This is a genomic window from Variovorax ureilyticus (assembly GCF_050632185.1).
Lineage (GTDB): Bacteria > Pseudomonadota > Gammaproteobacteria > Burkholderiales > Burkholderiaceae_C > Variovorax > Variovorax ureilyticus_A.
In genome coordinates this window covers 483,901-499,332 of the sequence record NZ_CP192579.1, presented here as the reverse complement: position 1 = coordinate 499,332, position 15,432 = coordinate 483,901, and the positions used below count along the sequence as shown (strand labels likewise).

16 protein-coding genes and 2 pseudogenes are annotated in these 15,432 nt (G+C 67.8%); 11 read left to right on the top strand and 7 right to left on the bottom strand.

From position 1 onward, the window contains the following. Positions 1 to 4 precede the first annotated feature (4 nt). The 5 genes from ACQ858_RS02325 to ACQ858_RS02305 all read left to right on the top strand — a co-directional run bounded on the left by ACQ858_RS02325 (position 5) and on the right by ACQ858_RS02305 (position 5,962). On the top strand, positions 5 to 1,219 hold the full coding sequence (locus tag ACQ858_RS02325; RefSeq protein ID WP_431275237.1) for an amino acid ABC transporter substrate-binding protein: 1,215 nt from the start codon (positions 5 to 7) through the stop codon (positions 1,217 to 1,219). Between the two features lie 320 nt (positions 1,220 to 1,539). Next, positions 1,540 to 2,400, top strand: coding sequence for a branched-chain amino acid ABC transporter permease (locus ACQ858_RS02320; RefSeq protein WP_431275236.1), 861 nt, complete (start codon positions 1,540 to 1,542; stop codon positions 2,398 to 2,400). Then, positions 2,397 to 4,205: an ABC transporter permease subunit gene (locus ACQ858_RS02315; protein ID WP_431275235.1), complete on the top strand. Its 1,809-nt coding sequence runs from the start codon at positions 2,397 to 2,399 to the stop codon at positions 4,203 to 4,205. The genes ACQ858_RS02320 and ACQ858_RS02315 overlap by 4 nt, the downstream gene beginning before the upstream one ends. After that, positions 4,198 to 4,902: an ABC transporter ATP-binding protein gene (locus tag ACQ858_RS02310; protein ID WP_431275234.1), complete on the top strand. Its 705-nt coding sequence runs from the start codon at positions 4,198 to 4,200 to the stop codon at positions 4,900 to 4,902. Before ACQ858_RS02315 ends, ACQ858_RS02310 begins: the two co-directional genes overlap by 8 nt. 22 nt (positions 4,903 to 4,924) lie before the next feature. Further along, positions 4,925 to 5,962: a uroporphyrinogen decarboxylase family protein gene (locus ACQ858_RS02305; protein ID WP_431275233.1), complete on the top strand. Its 1,038-nt coding sequence runs from the start codon at positions 4,925 to 4,927 to the stop codon at positions 5,960 to 5,962. Positions 5,963 to 5,976: 14 nt separating this feature from the next. On the opposite strand, the gene ACQ858_RS02300 is transcribed toward ACQ858_RS02305, so the two are convergent. After that, positions 5,977 to 6,201 carry a hypothetical protein gene (locus ACQ858_RS02300; RefSeq protein WP_431275232.1) on the bottom strand — a complete coding sequence of 75 codons (225 nt, stop codon included), beginning with the start codon at positions 6,199 to 6,201 and terminating at the stop codon, positions 5,977 to 5,979. A 123-nt stretch (positions 6,202 to 6,324) separates the two neighbouring features. Continuing rightward, positions 6,325 to 6,603 carry a hypothetical protein gene (locus ACQ858_RS02295; protein WP_431275231.1) on the bottom strand — a complete coding sequence of 93 codons (279 nt, stop codon included), beginning with the start codon at positions 6,601 to 6,603 and terminating at the stop codon, positions 6,325 to 6,327. 234 nt (positions 6,604 to 6,837) lie between these two features. On the opposite strand from ACQ858_RS02295, the pseudogene ACQ858_RS02290 reads away from it, so the two are divergent. Together ACQ858_RS02290 and ACQ858_RS02285 are read left to right on the top strand one after the other, a co-directional pair. Beyond that, positions 6,838 to 8,294, top strand: a pseudogene (locus ACQ858_RS02290) (PLP-dependent aminotransferase family protein). Between the two features lie 155 nt (positions 8,295 to 8,449). Further along, the gene (locus tag ACQ858_RS02285; RefSeq protein WP_431275230.1) at positions 8,450 to 8,692 is read left to right on the top strand and encodes a hypothetical protein; all 243 of its coding nucleotides are present in this window, start codon (positions 8,450 to 8,452) and stop codon (positions 8,690 to 8,692) included. A 39-nt stretch (positions 8,693 to 8,731) separates the two neighbouring features. Here the strand turns inward: ACQ858_RS02285 and ACQ858_RS02280 are convergent. The 3 genes and pseudogenes from ACQ858_RS02280 to hisN all read right to left on the bottom strand — a co-directional run bounded on the left by ACQ858_RS02280 (position 8,732) and on the right by hisN (position 10,820). Beyond that, positions 8,732 to 9,657: pseudogene (locus ACQ858_RS02280) on the bottom strand (ROK family protein). Positions 9,658 to 9,833: 176 nt separating this feature from the next. After that, positions 9,834 to 10,028, bottom strand: a complete 195-nt coding sequence (locus ACQ858_RS02275; RefSeq protein ID WP_184524711.1) for a DUF2905 domain-containing protein — start codon at positions 10,026 to 10,028, stop codon at positions 9,834 to 9,836. Between the two features lie 9 nt (positions 10,029 to 10,037). Next, a complete protein-coding gene (hisN, locus tag ACQ858_RS02270) occupies positions 10,038 to 10,820 on the bottom strand; it encodes a histidinol-phosphatase (RefSeq protein ID WP_431275229.1) in 783 nt (260 codons plus the stop codon). Positions 10,821 to 10,876: 56 nt separating this feature from the next. Between hisN and ACQ858_RS02265 the strand changes: the two genes are divergently transcribed. Next, positions 10,877 to 11,167, top strand: a complete 291-nt coding sequence (locus tag ACQ858_RS02265) for a YciI family protein (protein WP_431275228.1) — start codon at positions 10,877 to 10,879, stop codon at positions 11,165 to 11,167. Positions 11,168 to 11,183: 16 nt separating this feature from the next. Here ACQ858_RS02265 and ACQ858_RS02260 read toward each other — a convergent pair whose 3' ends face one another. Then, on the bottom strand, positions 11,184 to 12,050 hold the full coding sequence (locus ACQ858_RS02260) for a TauD/TfdA dioxygenase family protein (protein WP_431275227.1): 867 nt from the start codon (positions 12,048 to 12,050) through the stop codon (positions 11,184 to 11,186). Then, positions 12,047 to 13,144 (bottom strand): class I SAM-dependent methyltransferase, encoded by a 1,098-nt coding sequence (locus ACQ858_RS02255; RefSeq protein WP_431275226.1) that lies wholly within the window; start codon positions 13,142 to 13,144, stop codon positions 12,047 to 12,049. Before ACQ858_RS02255 ends, ACQ858_RS02260 begins: the two co-directional genes overlap by 4 nt. A gap of 17 nt (positions 13,145 to 13,161) precedes the next feature. On the opposite strand from ACQ858_RS02255, the gene ACQ858_RS02250 reads away from it, so the two are divergent. The 3 genes from ACQ858_RS02250 (at position 13,162) to ttcA (ending at position 15,432) form a co-directional block, all read left to right on the top strand. Beyond that, a complete protein-coding gene (locus ACQ858_RS02250; RefSeq protein ID WP_431275225.1) occupies positions 13,162 to 13,983 on the top strand; it encodes an SDR family oxidoreductase in 822 nt (273 codons plus the stop codon). 59 nt (positions 13,984 to 14,042) lie between these two features. Further along, positions 14,043 to 14,426: a dihydroneopterin aldolase gene (locus ACQ858_RS02245; RefSeq protein ID WP_431275224.1), complete on the top strand. Its 384-nt coding sequence runs from the start codon at positions 14,043 to 14,045 to the stop codon at positions 14,424 to 14,426. A gap of 88 nt (positions 14,427 to 14,514) precedes the next feature. Further along, the gene (gene ttcA / locus ACQ858_RS02240) at positions 14,515 to 15,432 is read left to right on the top strand and encodes a tRNA 2-thiocytidine(32) synthetase TtcA (RefSeq protein WP_431275223.1); all 918 of its coding nucleotides are present in this window, start codon (positions 14,515 to 14,517) and stop codon (positions 15,430 to 15,432) included.

Genomic DNA, 15,432 nt, shown 5'->3' with positions numbered 1-15,432 from the left:
AACCATGAAGACGCAGCAATCCAATGGCATCGGACGGCGCAGCGCAGTGGCCGCGATCGCACTCGCGGCGGCCGGCATCTCGATGGCGCAGACGCCCACGGGGCAGCCGATCCGCATCGGCAGCACGCTCGCGCTCACCGGACCGCTCTCGGCCACGGCGCAGATCCACAAGCTGGTGGGCGACATCTACATCGAGCAGGTGAACAAGCGCGGCGGCCTGCTCGGGCGGCCGGTCGAGTGGGTCGTGAAGGACGACCAGTCCAAGCCCGATCTCGCGCGCACGCTTTACGAACAGCTCGTCACCGCCGACAAGGTCGACCTGCTGATGGGCCCGTACGCCACCGGCGCGATCCTCTCCGCGATGGGCGTAGCGCAGCGCTACAACAAGGTGCTGGTCCATCACACGCTGGGCATTCCGTCGCTCGCCAAGTACGACATGCAGTTCCCGGCGTGGTCGATCGGCTCCGACCCGGCGACCACCGTGCCGAACACGCTCTTCGATGCGCTCGCCGCATCGCCCAAGCCGCCGAAGACGGTGGCGGTGGTGACGAGCAAGTTCCCGTCGATCCAGTTCATGAGCGCGGGCGCGCGCGAGGTGCTCAAGAAGCGCGGCCTCACCGAGGTGCTGTTCCTCGAATGGGATTTCGGCAACCGCGACTTCGGCCCCATCGCCAACCGCATCAAGGACGCGAAGCCCGACTTCGTCTGGGTCGGCGCGATCGGCCTGGACGGCAACCTGCTGCTCGACGCGATGAAGAAGATCGACTATGTGCCGCCGCAGCACTTCTATCTCTACCCATCGCCCGGCCCGCTGCTGGCCGCGCCGGAAGCGAAGAACGCGCTGTCAGCCACGATCTTCGAGGACCAGCCGCCCTTCACCAGCAACTACGGCGCGGCCGAGTTCGTCAAGCTCTACCGCGAGCGCGCGGCCAAGGCCGGCTTCACCGACACCTCGGTCGAGACACAGGCCGCGGCTTCGTACACCGCGTGGCAGATCCTGGAAGCGGGCATCGTCGGCACCAAGAGCCTGGACGACAAGGCCATCGCCAACTACCTGAAGACGCACAAGGTCGACACCATCCAGGGCAAGCTGCACTTCGACGGCGTCGGCAACTTCGGCGACGACCTGATGCGCATCAAGCAGATCCAGGATGGCAAGTGGGTTGTCGTCTGGCCCAAGGAGGTCACGTCCGGTGGCGCGAAACTGCTGACGCCGTGAACCAGAAGTTCAGTCTCAGGCTCGGGGGTTGGCGCGGGATCGCGCCGACGGCGTACTCTGCTCCGCGAATGTCCCCCGCCCTTCGGGCTCCTCCTTTATTTCGCTGCGCAGAGCACACCATCGTCGCGATCCGTCACGGCGGTGGTTGATCTCTGCGCAGAGCACGCCGCTTCCCGTGGGGAGGATGCAGGGTGGTCCCCGCAGCGAAATAAAGGAGGAGGCGAAGCCGGGGGACATTCGCGGAGGGGACCGCCCTGCGTCCTCGCCACGCGCCCCCGACGCATCCCTGCGTTCATCATCCGAAGTCAAGGGACTCTGACATGTCGGGCTTCACGCTCCCAAGCCTTTCTCTGCTGTCCCAGTCGATCCTGTCGGGCATCTTCGTCGGCGCGCTGTACGGACTGATGGGCCTCGGCCTCAGCCTGAGCTGGGGCCTCCTGCGGCTCATCAACCTCGCGCACTTCGCGTTCGCGTTTCTCGCCGCCTACCTCTGCTACCAGCTGGCGACGATGGGCATGGACCCGCTGCTGACGCTCGTCGTCATCGTGCCGCTCTTCTTCGTGCTCGGAGCCGCCCTGCACTGGGTGATGGCGCGCTTCGCGGTGACGCCGTTCAATTCGCTGTTGCTCACCTTCGGGCTCATGGGCATCGTCGAAAGCATCATCCAGTCGATCTGGACCGCCGACTTCCGCAAGCTCGAATCGAGCTACGCGCAGCAGAAGTTCAAGATCGGCGAGCTGTTCGTGCCGGTGCCGGAACTCATCACGCTGCTGCTCGCGATCGGCATCGCCTTCGCGGTGTGGGGTGCGCTGCGCTTCACCGACCTGGGCAAGGCGATGCGCGCGGCCGCGCAGGATGCGCCGGTCGCGGCGGCCTTCGGCGTCAACGAGAAGGCGCTCGGCCTCTTGCTCGCCGGCACCTGCTCCGCGCTCGCGAGCGTGGCCGGCGTGTGCCTCGCACTGAGCTTCACGCTTGCGCCCTCGCAGATGTACGCCTGGGTCGGCGTGGTCTTCGCGGCGGTCATGCTCGGCGGGCTCGGCAGTGCGCTCGGGCCGCTGATCGCGGGCACGCTGATCGGCGTGAGCGAGGCCGTGACGATGGCGGTGACTGCGCCTTCGTGGGCGCCGATCGTGTCCTTCACGCTGCTGATCTTCATCCTGCTCTTCCGACCCAGAACATGAGCACGCTCACACAGACCCTGGCAACCGCGCCCGCGACGCCGCGCGCGGCAGGCCGGTTCATGAAGCGCACGCCGCTCGCGATCCTCGCGGCCGGCGTGGCGCTGGCCTTCGTGCCGCATCTCGGCCTGCCGGCCTTCTACGACTCGCTGCTCTACCTCGCGCTGCACTGGGTGGTGCTCGCGACCTCGTGGAACATCCTGTCGGGCTACTCGGGCTACTTCTCCTTCGGCCACGGCGCGTTCTTCGGCACGGGCATCTACACCAGCGCGAACCTGATGGCGCGCTACGACTGGCCCTTCCTGTGGACGCTGCCCGTCGCCGCGCTGGCGGCCGCGCTGATCGGCGTCGCGCTCGGCGCGATCGTGTTCCGCGTGAAGGGTGTGCGCGGCGAGCTCTTCGCGCTGCTCACGCTCGCGGTCACGCTCGTGATCGGCACCATCGTGGTCAACACGCCGCTCGACGGCGGCTCGGGCGTGCCGCTTTCCGGCGTGCCGGTGCCGAAGATCGGACCCACGCAATCGTCGACCTTCTACCTGCTCGCGCTCGCGGCCGCGGTGGTCACGCTGCTGATTGCCTGGGGCATCCAGGTGTCGAAGTTCGGCGCGGGCCTGTTCGCGATCCACGACGACGAGGACGCCGCCGAGGTGATGGGCGTGCCCACCTACCGCTACAAGCTCTACGCGCTCGCCATCTCGTGCGCGCTGGCGGGCGTTGCGGGCGGCATCCATGCGCTGTTCCTTTCGTACGTGACCGCGGGCGAGGTCTTCACCATCGCGGTACCGCTCACGGTGGTGCTGATGAGCGTGCTCGGCGGCACCCGCCACTGGGCCGGACCGGCCATCGGCGCGGTCGCGATCACCGGGCTGCTCTACAGCTTCACTGCGGCGGACCACGCGGTCGCGGGCAAGGCGCTGATCGGCGTGATCCTGATCGCGGCGATCCTGTTCATGCCGGAGGGCATCCTGGAGCGCTTCCGGCGCCATCGCCGGCCCGCGCCGTCGACGACGCCGGTTGCGACGCCGAGCGCGATCCAGCCGCCGGAGGTTCCCACCCGTGCTGCACCTGTCGCATCGCAAGGCGAACCGCTGCTGCGCGTGCGCGGCCTCGCCAAGTCCTTCAAGGGCGTGCGCGCATTGGCCGGTGTCGATGTCGATGTCCGTCAAGGCGAGATCCTTGGCCTGCTCGGGCCGAACGGCTCGGGCAAGTCCACCTTCATCAACGTCGTCAGCGGCCACTACACGCCGAGCGGCGGCACGATCGCGTTCGAGGGCCGTTCGCTCGACGGCCTGCCCGCGCACTGCATCGCCGGCAGCGGCATCGCGCGCACCTACCAGATCCCGCGCCCCTTCGCGCACCTGAGCGTGCTGCAGAACGTGGCGATCGCGACGATGTTCGGCGGCGCAATCGGCGACCCGGACACCGCGCGCAGGCAGGCCATGACCTGGCTCGAATTCACCGGCCTGCAGGACAAGGCCGATGCCCGGCCCGACGACCTCAATCTGCACCAGCGCAAGTTCCTCGAACTCGCACGCGCGCTCGCCTCGCGGCCGCGGCTGGTGCTGCTCGACGAGGTGCTGTGCGGCCTCACGCCGAGCGAGATCGACGATGCGGTGGCGCTGATCCGCCGCATCCGCGACCAGGGCTCGACCATCGTCTTCGTCGAGCACGTGATGCGCGCGGTGATGGCGCTGACCGATCGCATCGTGGTCTTCAACCACGGCGAGCTCCTGGCCGAAGGTCCCGCGGCCGAGGTGATGCGGCGGCCCGATGTCATGACAGCCTACCTGGGGAAAGCCCATGCTTGAAGTGCGCGATCTCCAGGTGGCCTACGGCGCCGCGCCGGCGTTGTGGGGCGTGTCGCTCGATGTACGGCCCGGCGAGCTGCTGTGCGTGGTCGGCCCCAACGGCGCGGGCAAGACCACGCTGATCAACACGATCGCGGGGATCCTGCGCGCGCGCGGCGGCAGCATCCGTTTCAACGGACAGGACATCACCCGCCTGCCGCCGCACCGCTTCTGCGAGGCCGGCATCGCGCTGGTGCCCGAGGGGCGGCGGCTCTTCACCGGCATGAGCGTGCTGGAGAACCTCGAACTGGGCAGCTACCTGCCGCGCGCAAAGTCGCAGCGGCGCGAGACGCTCGACGAAGTCATCTCGCTCTTCCCGGTGATCCGCGAGAAGCTCGCGAGCCCGGCCGGCGAGCTTTCGGGCGGGCAGCAGCAGATGGTCGCGATCGCACGCGCGCTGATGGCGCGGCCGAGCCTCCTGCTGCTCGACGAACCCTCGCTCGGCCTGTCGCCGCTGATCGTGCACGACATGTTCGCGGCGATCCGGCGCATCAACGCCGGCGGCATGGCGGTGCTGCTCGTCGAGCAGAACGTGACCATGGCGATGGACGTTTCGCACCGCGCCTATGTGCTCGAAGAAGGCCGCGTCGTGGCCGAAGGTGCGCCGGACGATCTCCTGGCGCGACCCGAAATCCAGCGCGCCTATCTCGGCGTCTGAACCCCAAGCCCGGAGGCAAGCCATGCTCTTCCCCACCACCATCGTCGGCAGCTTTCCGCAGCCCGACTGGCTCATCGATCGCGCCAAGCTCGCGGGCCGCTTCCCGCCGCGCGTGCGGGCACGCGAGCTGTGGCGCGTCGCGCCCGAATACCTCGAAGAAGCACAGAACGACGCCACGCTCATGGCGATCCGCGTGCAGGAAGAAGCGGGCCTCGACATCCTGAGCGACGGCGAGATCCGCCGCGAGAGCTATTCGAACCGCTTCGCGACCGCGCTCGACGGCGTGGACCTCGACAACCCCGGCACCGCGCTCGATCGCTCGGGTCATCCGAACCCGGTGCCGCGCATCGTCGGCAGGATCTCGCGGCGGCATGCCGTGGAGGTGGACGACCTGAAGTTCCTGCGCGCCCACACCGACCGGCAGGTCAAGATCACCGTGCCCGGCCCCTTCACCATGCTCCAGCAGGCGCAGAACGACTACTACGCGAGCGAGGAAGAAGCCGCGATGGACTACGCCGCCGCGGTCAACGCCGAGATCCGCGATCTGTTCGCGGCCGGCGCGGACGTGGTGCAGATCGACGAGCCCTACATGCAGGCGCGGCCCGAGAAGGCACGGCAGTACGGACTCAAGGCGCTCAACCGTGCGCTCGAAGGGATCACCGGCACGACCGCCGTGCATATCTGCTTCGGCTACGCGGCGATCATCCACGAGCGGCCGAGCGGCTATTCCTTCCTGCCCGAACTCGCGCAATGCAGTTGCAAGCAGGTGTCCATCGAGACCGCGCAATCGAAGCTCGACTGCGCGGTGCTCAGAGAGCTCGAAGGCAAGCGCGTGATGGTGGGCTGCATCGACCTCTCGGACCCGGCGGTGGAATCGCCCGAAACGATCGCCGGTCGCATCCGCCGCGCGCTGCCCTACATCTCGCCCGAGAACGTGATCCTCGCGCCCGACTGCGGCATGAAATATTTGCCGCGCGACTCGGCGATCGGCAAGCTGCGCGCGATGGTCGCGGCGGCGAAGATGTTGCGCGAGGAATTCGCGCACCGTGCGCTGGCCTGAGCCGGCTGTGCGCTTCACCCCCATCGGCTTGCCGCGACGGAACCGTCGCGGCGGAACTCCCAGTGTGGCAGCGTGCCGCTTGCGAGGTTCTTCCACTGCACGCCCTTGCCGATCAGGCTGACCTCGATCTCGGCGCAAGTCAGGCAGACCCAGTCGTCGGCGAAGGCCACGCCCGTGCGGGCCATGCCGATCATCACCAGCAGCATGGAGATCGCGAAGAGGAGGTCACGCGGGTTCATGGTGTCTGCTTCCCTCTGCGCGACGCGACGGATTCGCGCCGCTTCAGTGCAATGTAGGCAGACGGCCGCCAGGGCACGAGTGACGAGTTCGCTGCACCGAGGTGACGCAGTTCACTTCGTTCGTCAGCCCCGCCACACAAGCCCGCCCGTGAGGAGCTGAACCAGCCGCCCCACCCGCGTGGTGTTCACATAGTTCAGCGGCGCGGGACGCGGCAGTCCCTGCACCCGCGCGGCCGTCAGCGCCACGATCTCGATCCAGCCGCCGCGCTCCACCACGTGCGCCTCTTCCGCATGCACTGTCGACTTCACGTTGAACACGTTTTCGCCGAACCATGACGGCGGCGACACCACCTGGACGCTGCCCTCGAGCACGCGCACCGCGAAGCCCTCGTCCACGGCCAAGCGCAGCGCCTGGCCCGGCTGAAGGGGGTGATTTCGGAAGATTCGCTCGTCATGAAGACACCTCGTCGAGTCGGTTGGGGATGGCTTCATCGTAGGAATCCGGCCGCTCGAAAAACAGGCACAGCCAAGCGGCATACGAAGCGAAACAGATGCGGCCAAGGTCATCTGTTATGGTCCCTTTGCCTCGAATCTGCATCTGTTTTCAGGATGCGCGACGAGAGAGCATCACCCCGTATGGATTCGCCGCCGCTCTACCGGAAACTCGCCACGCACTACATCGATGCGATCGGCGCCGGTGCGCTCAAGCCGGGCGACCGGTTGCCGTCGTTGCGCAGCCTGATGCGCATGCACGACATCAGCCTGTCCACCGCGCTGCAGCTGTGCCGCGCCATGGAAAGCGAAGGCTGGGTCGAGGCGCGCGACCGCTCCGGCTACTTCGTCAAGCGCCCGCGCCGCCTCGCGATCGCGGCGATGGAAGAACCCGCGACCCACGTCGCGCCCGATCCGGCGCAATACGTCGGCATTCACGCCAAGGTGTCCGACTTCGTCGCGCGCCGGCGGCAGAACGAGGTGCGCATCGATTTCTCCACCGCGCGCGGCTCGCCCGAGCTCTACCCCGGCGATGCGCTGCGCACGATCATGATGCGGCTGCTGCGCCAGAAGCCCCTGCTCCTCACCACCGCCGCGCCATCGCGCAGCCTCAATCCCCTGCGCGAAACCGCCGCGCGGCGCGGCCTGCGCGTGGGCATGCGGCTCTCGCCCGACGAAGTGCTGACCACCAACGGCTGCATCGAGGCGCTCAACCTCGCCCTGCGCGCAGTGGCCCAGCCCGGCGACACCGTCGCGGTCGAATCGCCGACCTTCTACGGCCTGCTGCAGGTGCTCGAAAGCCTCGGCATGCGCGCGCTGGAAATCCCGACCAGCCCGCAGACCGGCCTGTCGATCGAGGCGCTGGAGATGGCGCTCGACGCCTACGACAACATCAAGGCCGTCGTCACCGTGCCGCATCTGCAGAACCCCCTCGGCAGCGTGATGCCCGATGCGCACAAGGAGCGCCTCGTCGCGCTATGCGAGCGCCACGGCGTCGCGCTCATCGAGGACGACACCTACAGCGAACTGCTCGACATGGACACGCCGCCGCGCGCCATCAAGTCATGGGACCGCAGCGGCAACGTGATCCACTGCGCCTCGCTGCACAAAATCCTCGCGCCCGGCCTGCGCCTCGGCTGGATCTCGGCCGGCCGCTGGCACAGCCGCGTGGAGATGCTCAAGTACACGCAGACGCGCAGCAATGAAGAGCTCTCGCAATGGGCTGCCGGCGAATACATGAACACCGGTGCCTTCGACCGCCATCTGCGCCGCCTGCGCGAACACCTGCGGCAGCAGCGCGAACAGGCCGCCGACGCGATCGCGGCGCACTTCCCCCGGGCACGCGGCTCAACTACCCGCCGGGTGGACTGCAACTGTGGGTGGAACTGCCCGATCGCCTCTCGTCGATGACCGTCTTCGACCTCGCCCTGCGCGACAAGATCTTCATCGCGCCCGGCACGCTGTTCTCGAATTCGTCGCGCTTCGATCACTACCTGCGCCTGAATTGCGGATGGCCGATCACCGAGACGATCGAGGCCGGCCTGCGCCGGCTCGGCGAGATCGCGAGCGAATGCGCGGCGATGCAGCGCAAGGCGGCCTGAACGCGCGCTGAGTGCAGTGGGCGCCGCGCTGTATGCGCATTCAGTAGTCCGTCCCGCCTACAACTTCAGGGGGCTTCTCACATTTGGCAACAGTCCTACACTGGGCCGCATCGGATGAATACCTAATTCGTACATTCATGCATCAAGGGGGTGTCATGGAAACGTTCAACGACGATGCGGCCCGGCTCAGGGCAGAGGCGACGAGGGCCGACGCGATGGCCCGGCGTGCGAAACGCGCGGCCGACGAGGCGTTCAGGGTGTTCTTGAAGGAGGACGGCGCCGCCGCGCCCGATCACGCCATCGAAACGGCGAAGGCCAGCGCCCGGGCTGCGCAGGAAGCGTGGCGCAACTACGTGAGGCACATCGCACTGCACGGCGGGCATCTGCACAACTGCTGATACCGTCGACCGGCCCGGGAGCGCGGGCTCCTGTGGGGATCAGTCCACCAGCGCCAGCGCGCCGTAGTCCCCGACCTTGTCTCCCAAACCCGCCGGCACCAGCAGCGCACCGCGCGTGAGCGCTTCGAGCTTGCCGTCGATCTGCGCCTGCAGGCGCGGCAGCAGGAAGTCGCGGTTGTTCCAGAACACGCTGCCGCCGAGGCTGATGCGCTGCAGGTCGAGCGTGGCGACGAGGTTGTAGAGCATGCGCCCCATCACGCGGCACAGCCCATCGGTGGTGGCGAGCGCCTTCGGGTCGCCGCGCGCGGCGGCGGCGAACAGATCGGCCGCGGGCTCGCCGAAGCGGCGCGCGATGCCGTTGCCGGCCGCGAGCGCCTCCACGTCCCCACGGTTGCCGCAGCCGCAGAGCGCATGGTTGTCGTCGTCCGAAACGAAGCTGTGGCCCGCGTGGCCGGCGTTGCCGTTCTTGCCGCGCAGCACGTGCCCATCGACGCAGAGGCCGACGCCGACGCCGGTGCTCCAGGTGACGTAGGCGCAATGGTCGAAGCCCTTGAGCGCGCCCCAGCGGCGCTCGGCTTCGAGCGCGGCGACCGCGTCGTTCTCGACGCGCACCTGCGCGAAGCGCTGGCGCAGGGGGCTTCGAGCAGCGCGGTCATCCATTGGTTGGGCAATCCACGCGCGGGGCCGGCGATGCCGCCGCAGATGTTGGGCGTGGCCAGTTCGACCATGCCATCGCGCAATTCGAAAGGCCCGGCGGACGAGACGCCGACGCGGTCGATGCTGCCGCCATCGATGCCCTGCTCGGCGCAGATCTGGTCGATGAGGCGAATGATCTGCACCGCGACCGCGTCGTTGTCGCCGGTCTTGGCGGTCGGCTCGCTGTGGCGGCCGATGAGGGGTGAGGTGCTGTCCACGGCGAGGCTCACCGCCACCTTGGTTCCGCCGAGGTCGACACAGGCCTTCATGACTGCCTCCGAGCTCGGCACTTCGTGTCCTCGCTGCCCCCCGAGGGGGCGCGAGCTTGCTTGGGGCGGCCCTGCGCTGCGCTCATCAGTGCCCCCGAGCTCGGCACTTCGTGTCCTCGCTGCCCCCCGAGGGGGCGCGAGCTTGCTTGGGGCGGCCCTGCGCTGCGCTCATCGATTCAGATCCATCGTGCGACCAGGGCCGCGATCATGCTGAGAACGACCGTGCTCGCGATCGGCAGTTGCCATTCGCGCCCGAACGCACGGAACTCGAAATCGCCGGGCAGCCGCCCGAAGCCGAAGCGCCGCAGCCACTCGGTAAGCCCGCTCATCAGCACCAGCGCGAGGACGACGACGATCAGCCAGCGAATCATCAGGCGAGTTTAGGCCGCGAGGAGCGCAAGCGCCTGTCGGTGAAGTTCGCGCGTTGCGGCGGCGACCACGCGGCCGTCGGACTGGAGGCCGAGAGGGCGGCCTTCCCAGTCGGTGACGATGCCGCCGGCGGCCTCGATGAGGCCGGTGGGGCCGAGGTAGTCGTAGGGTTGCAGGCCGGTCTCGACGACCAGATCGATGGTGCCGCCCGCGAGCTGCGCGTAGCCGTAGCAGTCGCCGCCGAAGCGCCGCATCGCGCACTTGCGGCTCAGGCGGTCGAAGGCCTGCCAGTCGGCGGCGTTGAAGATGTCGGGCGAGGTGGTGACGATGCGGGCGTCGGCGATGGCGGTGCAGTCGCGCACGCGCACCGCCTGGCCGTTGCGCTGCGCGCCGACGCCGGGCTGGCCGATCCAGCGCTCGCCGAGCACCGGCATGTCGACCATGCCGAGCTCGACGCGCCCGCCACGCAGGAGCCCGATCAGCGTGCCCCAGAGCGGCGAGCCGGTGATGAAGCTGCGGGTGCCGTCGATCGGGTCGAGCACCCAGACGCGCTCGGCTTCTAGACGCTCCAGCCCGTGCTCCTCGCCGAAGATTCCATCCGCCGGCCGCTTCGCGCCGAGGATGTCACGCATGGCCTGCTCGGCTTCGCGATCGGCCCGGGTGACCGGGCTTTCATCGGCCTTGGCGATGATGTCGAGCGGCGTGCGAAAGAGGCGCATCGAATGCGCGGCCGCCGCATCCGCCAGGGCGTGGGCGACGCGCAGATCGTCTTCGGGCGTGAAGGTGGAACTCATGGGCTTTTCGGCTGGCAAAAGCCCGATTAGACCCGAGCCGGAATCACAATCGCCGGATGTTCATCGTCACCCTGACCTACATCCGTCCCCTCGAAGAACTCGACGCGCTCATGGCGCAGCATGTCGCGTGGCTCAAGGTCCACTATGAGAGCGGGTTGTTCATCGCCTCGGGGCGGCAGGTGCCGCGCAAGGGTGGCGTGATCCTGGCGCGTTCGGGGGACCGCGAAGCGCTGGAGCGCATCCTCGCGGAAGACCCGTTCGCAAAGGCGGGCTGCGCGCGCACCGATGTCGTCGAGTTCACGCCGAGCATGGCGGCGCCGGGCGCGGAAGTGCTCAAGAGCCTCTGAGCGCGCGCGGCGCGGCTCAGATCGGCACGTCGCCCTCGATCGTGGTGCGGTAGAGCTTGCGCCGCTCGCTGTCGGGCGTGCCGGCGGCGAGGTGCATCAGCGACCGGTTGTCCCAGAAGACCAGATCGTGCGGCGCCCAGTTGTGGCGGTAGACGAACTCGGGCTTGACGCTGTGCGCGAAGAGCTCGGCCAGCAGCGCGTCGCTTTCTTCCTTGGGCAGCCCGACGACCCGGGTCGTGAAGTGCTCGCTGACGAATAGCGCCTTGCGGCCGGTCTCCGGATGCGTGCGCACCACGGGCTGCACGGCCGGCGCGACCTGGTCGATCTGCGCCTGCGAAAGCTTGGGTCGCCACGGATTCCTGGCGCGCAGCTCTTCGTACTTGGCGAGGTAGCTGTGCTCGGCCTTCAGCGGCAGGATGCGCGCCTGCATCTCGGGGCTGAGCGCCTCCCAGGCGAGATGCTGGTCGGCAAAGAGCGTGTCGCCGCCAACGGCGGGCAATTCCTGCGCGTGCAGCAGCGAGCCGAGGCTCGGCTTTTCCTTGTACGAGATGTCGGAATGCCAGTAGGCGCCCGCGTCGCCGAGCCCGATCGGCTCGCCGTTTTCCTTGATGTTGGAAACGATCAGGATCTCCGGATGGCCCTCGAGATGGAACTGGTGCAGCACATGGATCTCGAGCGGACCGAAGCGGCGGCTGAACGCGATGTGGTCGCCGGGCGAAACCTGCTGGTCGCGGAAGACGAGCACATGATGGTCCAGATGCGCGCGGTGGATTCGCGCGAAATCGGCATCGTCGATGGGCCTGGAAATATCGAGCCCGATGACTTCCGCACCGACCGGCGCGTCGAAGGGGCGGATCTCGAAGTGCTGTGTTGCCTGTGTCATAGCGTGTGGCTCCGATCGCCCTGCGTGAAACCGATCGCGTCCCACGCCTCGCCGGCCGCGAAGCCGACGACCTTGAAGAGTTCGCCCATCTCGTGCTCGTGGATGAGCCGCGCGGCCATGCTGCGCTCGGCCAGCGTGGCCTGTTCCATCATCGGCAGGATGCCGGCATTCAGCAGGAACCTCGCCTGGTTGCAGTAGCCAAGCACTTCGAGCCCCGCGTTCTGGCCGGCGAGCGCGATGCCGGTGAAGTTGACGTGCGCGGTGATGTCCTTCTCGCCCACGTCCGAGAGCGGATCGCCATCGGCCTGGTGGCCGCGGTGGCACATCACGGTGCCCATGTGGCGCTGCGGGTGGTAGTACTCGGATTCCGGAAAGCCGTAGTCGAAGAAGAAAGCCGCGCCGCGCCCGAGGCGATCGGCCAGCGTGGCGATGAAGGCCTCGGCCTGCGGATGGATCTCGGTGAGGTAGTCATGCTGGCCTTCGATCTCGACGGGCGGGCGCAGATCGGTCGGGCGGTCGCTCCACGCAAAGCCGCCGCCCTGCGCGACCACGCCGCGCTCGAACCACTGGCCGCCCGAGCGCACGAGCAGCTGTACCGGCATTGCGTCGAGCACTTCGTTGCCGACGACGACGCCGTTCATGGATGCGGGCAGTTCGGACAGCCATTCGAGCTTGGCGGCATGCTTTTGCAGCGTCTGCTGCTGGCGTGCGCGCAAGGTGCCGGAGAGATCGACGATGCGGTAGCGCGCCACTCGGTCGCCCAGCGCATCGAGCAGCTGCAGCGCGAGCGCGCCGGAGCCGGCACCGAACTCCCAGACCTCGTCGGTGCCGGTCTTTTCCAGCGCTTCGGCGACCTGCACCGCGAGCGCTCGGCCGAACAGCGGCGTCAATTCGGGCGCGGTGACGAAGTCGCTGCCGGACGACGGCATGCGGCCGAACTTGCGGCTCGCATTGGCGTAGTAGCCCAGTCCGGGGGCATACAAAGCCAGCGCCATGAAGCGGTCAAAGGGCAGCCAGCCGCCGTCGCGTTGCAGCGCGGCATCGATAATCCGGGTCAAAGGGTTGGCGCGCTGCGCGCCTCGGTCCAGGTTCATACAGGAAATCTATCAGGATGGCTCCAACGTCCCCACGCCAGAGCGTGCTCGTGACCGGCGGCGGCCGGAGGCTGGGCGCCGCGGTCTGCGAAGCCTTCGCGCGCGCAGGCTGGCGGGTGTGGTGCCAGTACCGCGCATCGCGCGAACAGGCGCTCGCATTGTGCGCGCGGCTGCGCGACGAAGGGCACGACGCCAGCGCCGTCGAAGCCGACATCGCCACCGAGGAAGGCCGCAAGGCGCTGGTCGCACAGGTCAGCGCCGAGGGCCCGCTGGCATGCATCGTCAACAACGCCTCGGCCTTCGAGCCCGACACCGGGCTCGATTTCGACGCCGACGCGGCGCTGCGCCAGATCGGCGTGAACCTGGTGGCGCCGCTGTCGTTCGCGCGGCTGCTCGCCAGGAGCGCCAAGGCGGGCGACGGCATCGACCGCTCGGCGATCCACATGCTGGACCAGAAGGTCTACAACCTGAACCCCGACTATTTCTCCTACACGGTGTCCAAGCTCGCGCTGGAGCGCGCCGTCGCCCTGCAGGCGCAGGCGCTCGCGCCGGCGGTGCGGATCTGCGGGGTCGCGCCGGGCATCCTTTATCAGAGCGGGCCGCAGAACGAGGTCAATTTCGCCAAGGCCTCGCGCGCAAACCTGCTGCGCCGGCCGATCGATCCGGCCGATGTGGCCCGCACCTGCGTCTTCCTCGCCGCCACGCCCAGCGTGACCGGCACCACCCTCTGTGTCGACAACGGCCAGCACCTGGTGCCGCTGCCGCGCGACATCATGTTCGTCGTCGACGAGCTTCTGACTCCCCCAGCCTCGCCCACTTCGTGTGGCTCTGCCCCCTGAAGGGGGCGCACCCCTGCGGCCCGGCGAAGCCGGTTCCGCGGGTGCCCTGGACTGACATCATGAATACCATCAATCCCCTCTTGACCACCTGCCGGCGCGTGTTCCTGCGCGACTACGAGGTGTGGATCAACATCGGCGTGCACGAATTCGAGAAGCGCGCCGAGCAGCGCGTGATCATCAATGTCGACCTCTACGTGCCGCTGGACGTGTCGACGCCCAAGGCGGACGACCTCGACGAAGTCGTGGACTACGACTTCATCCGCCGCACCATCGCCACGCGGCTGAGCAAGGGGCACATCCACTTGCAGGAAACGCTGTGCGACGACATCCTGACGCAGGTGCTGACCCATCCGAAGGTCCACGCCGCCCGCGTCTCGACCGCCAAACCCGACGTCTACCCCGACTGCGATGCAGTGGGCGTGGAAGTATTCAGGAGCAAGTAATTGAGCTCGCCCCCAGGCTGCGCGCACTGCGTGTCGCGGTGTTTCACGAAGGGGTCTTCGCTGCGCGCGACCGCGAAAGGAATTTGAGATGAGTGTGATTTGGACTGAAGAACAGGAAGCGGTCAGCGCCACCAACAGCCCGAAGATCGAGCGCGAGACGCACAAGCTCGAAAAGCGCCTGTGCCGCGAAGTGGGCCGCGCGATCTTCGACTACAACATGATCGAAGCGGGCGACAAGGTCATGGTGTGCGTCTCGGGCGGCAAGGACAGCTACGGGCTGCTCGACATCCTGCTCAAGCTGCGCGCGCGCGCGCCGATCCACTTCGACATCGTCGCGGTCAATCTCGACCAGAAGCAGCCGGGGTTCCCCGAAGAAGTGCTGCCGACCTACCTGACGTCGCTGGGCGTCCCGTTCCACATCGAGGAGCAGGACACCTACTCGATCGTCAAGCGCGTGATCCCCGAAGGCAAGACCACCTGCGGGCTCTGCAGCCGGCTGCGCCGCGGCATCCTCTACCGCGTGGCGGACGAACTCGGCGCGACCAAGGTGGCGCTGGGCCATCACCGCGACGACATGCTGCAGACCTTCTTCCTGAACATGTTCTTCGGCGGCAAGCTCAAGTCGATGCCGCCCAAGCTGGTGAGCGACGACGGCAAGCACGTGGTGATCCGCCCGCTGGCCTACGTGCCCGAGAAGGACCTGGTGCGCTGGGCGCAGCACCGGCAGTTCCCGATCATCCCGTGCACGCTTTGCGGCAGCCAGGAGAACCTGCAGCGCAAGCAGGTCGGCGAGATGCTGCGCGAATGGGAGCGCAAGTATCCGGGCCGCATCGAGAACATGTTCAACGCGCTGCAGAACGTGGTGCCCTCGCATCTGCACGACGGAACGCTGTACGACTTCAAGGGTCTGAAGGCGACGGGCGTGGCCGACGACGAAGGTGACAAGGCCTTCGACGCGCCCGAATTTCCGGCGGCGCCGTCGCCGCTCAGCATCGTGCAGATCTGA

Bases quoted from the DNA above. Each gene is read 5' to 3' on its own strand.
- ACQ858_RS02325 (WP_431275237.1), top strand. From the start codon at position 5: ATGAAGACGCAGCAATCCAATGGCATCGGACGGCGCAGCGCAGTGGCC.
- ACQ858_RS02320 (WP_431275236.1), top strand. From the start codon at position 1,540: ATGTCGGGCTTCACGCTCCCAAGCCTTTCTCTGCTGTCCCAGTCGATC.
- ACQ858_RS02315 (WP_431275235.1), top strand. From the start codon at position 2,397: ATGAGCACGCTCACACAGACCCTGGCAACCGCGCCCGCGACGCCGCGC.
- ACQ858_RS02310 (WP_431275234.1), top strand. From the start codon at position 4,198: ATGCTTGAAGTGCGCGATCTCCAGGTGGCCTACGGCGCCGCGCCGGCG.
- ACQ858_RS02305 (WP_431275233.1), top strand. From the start codon at position 4,925: ATGCTCTTCCCCACCACCATCGTCGGCAGCTTTCCGCAGCCCGACTGG.
- ACQ858_RS02300 (WP_431275232.1), bottom strand. From the start codon at position 6,201: ATGAACCCGCGTGACCTCCTCTTCGCGATCTCCATGCTGCTGGTGATG.
- ACQ858_RS02285 (WP_431275230.1), top strand. From the start codon at position 8,450: ATGGAAACGTTCAACGACGATGCGGCCCGGCTCAGGGCAGAGGCGACG.
- ACQ858_RS02275 (WP_184524711.1), bottom strand. From the start codon at position 10,028: ATGATTCGCTGGCTGATCGTCGTCGTCCTCGCGCTGGTGCTGATGAGC.
- hisN (WP_431275229.1), bottom strand. From the start codon at position 10,820: ATGAGTTCCACCTTCACGCCCGAAGACGATCTGCGCGTCGCCCACGCC.
- ACQ858_RS02265 (WP_431275228.1), top strand. From the start codon at position 10,877: ATGTTCATCGTCACCCTGACCTACATCCGTCCCCTCGAAGAACTCGAC.
- ACQ858_RS02260 (WP_431275227.1), bottom strand. From the start codon at position 12,050: ATGACACAGGCAACACAGCACTTCGAGATCCGCCCCTTCGACGCGCCG.
- ACQ858_RS02255 (WP_431275226.1), bottom strand. From the start codon at position 13,144: ATGAACCTGGACCGAGGCGCGCAGCGCGCCAACCCTTTGACCCGGATT.
- ACQ858_RS02250 (WP_431275225.1), top strand. From the start codon at position 13,162: ATGGCTCCAACGTCCCCACGCCAGAGCGTGCTCGTGACCGGCGGCGGC.
- ACQ858_RS02245 (WP_431275224.1), top strand. From the start codon at position 14,043: ATGAATACCATCAATCCCCTCTTGACCACCTGCCGGCGCGTGTTCCTG.
- ttcA (WP_431275223.1), top strand. From the start codon at position 14,515: ATGAGTGTGATTTGGACTGAAGAACAGGAAGCGGTCAGCGCCACCAAC.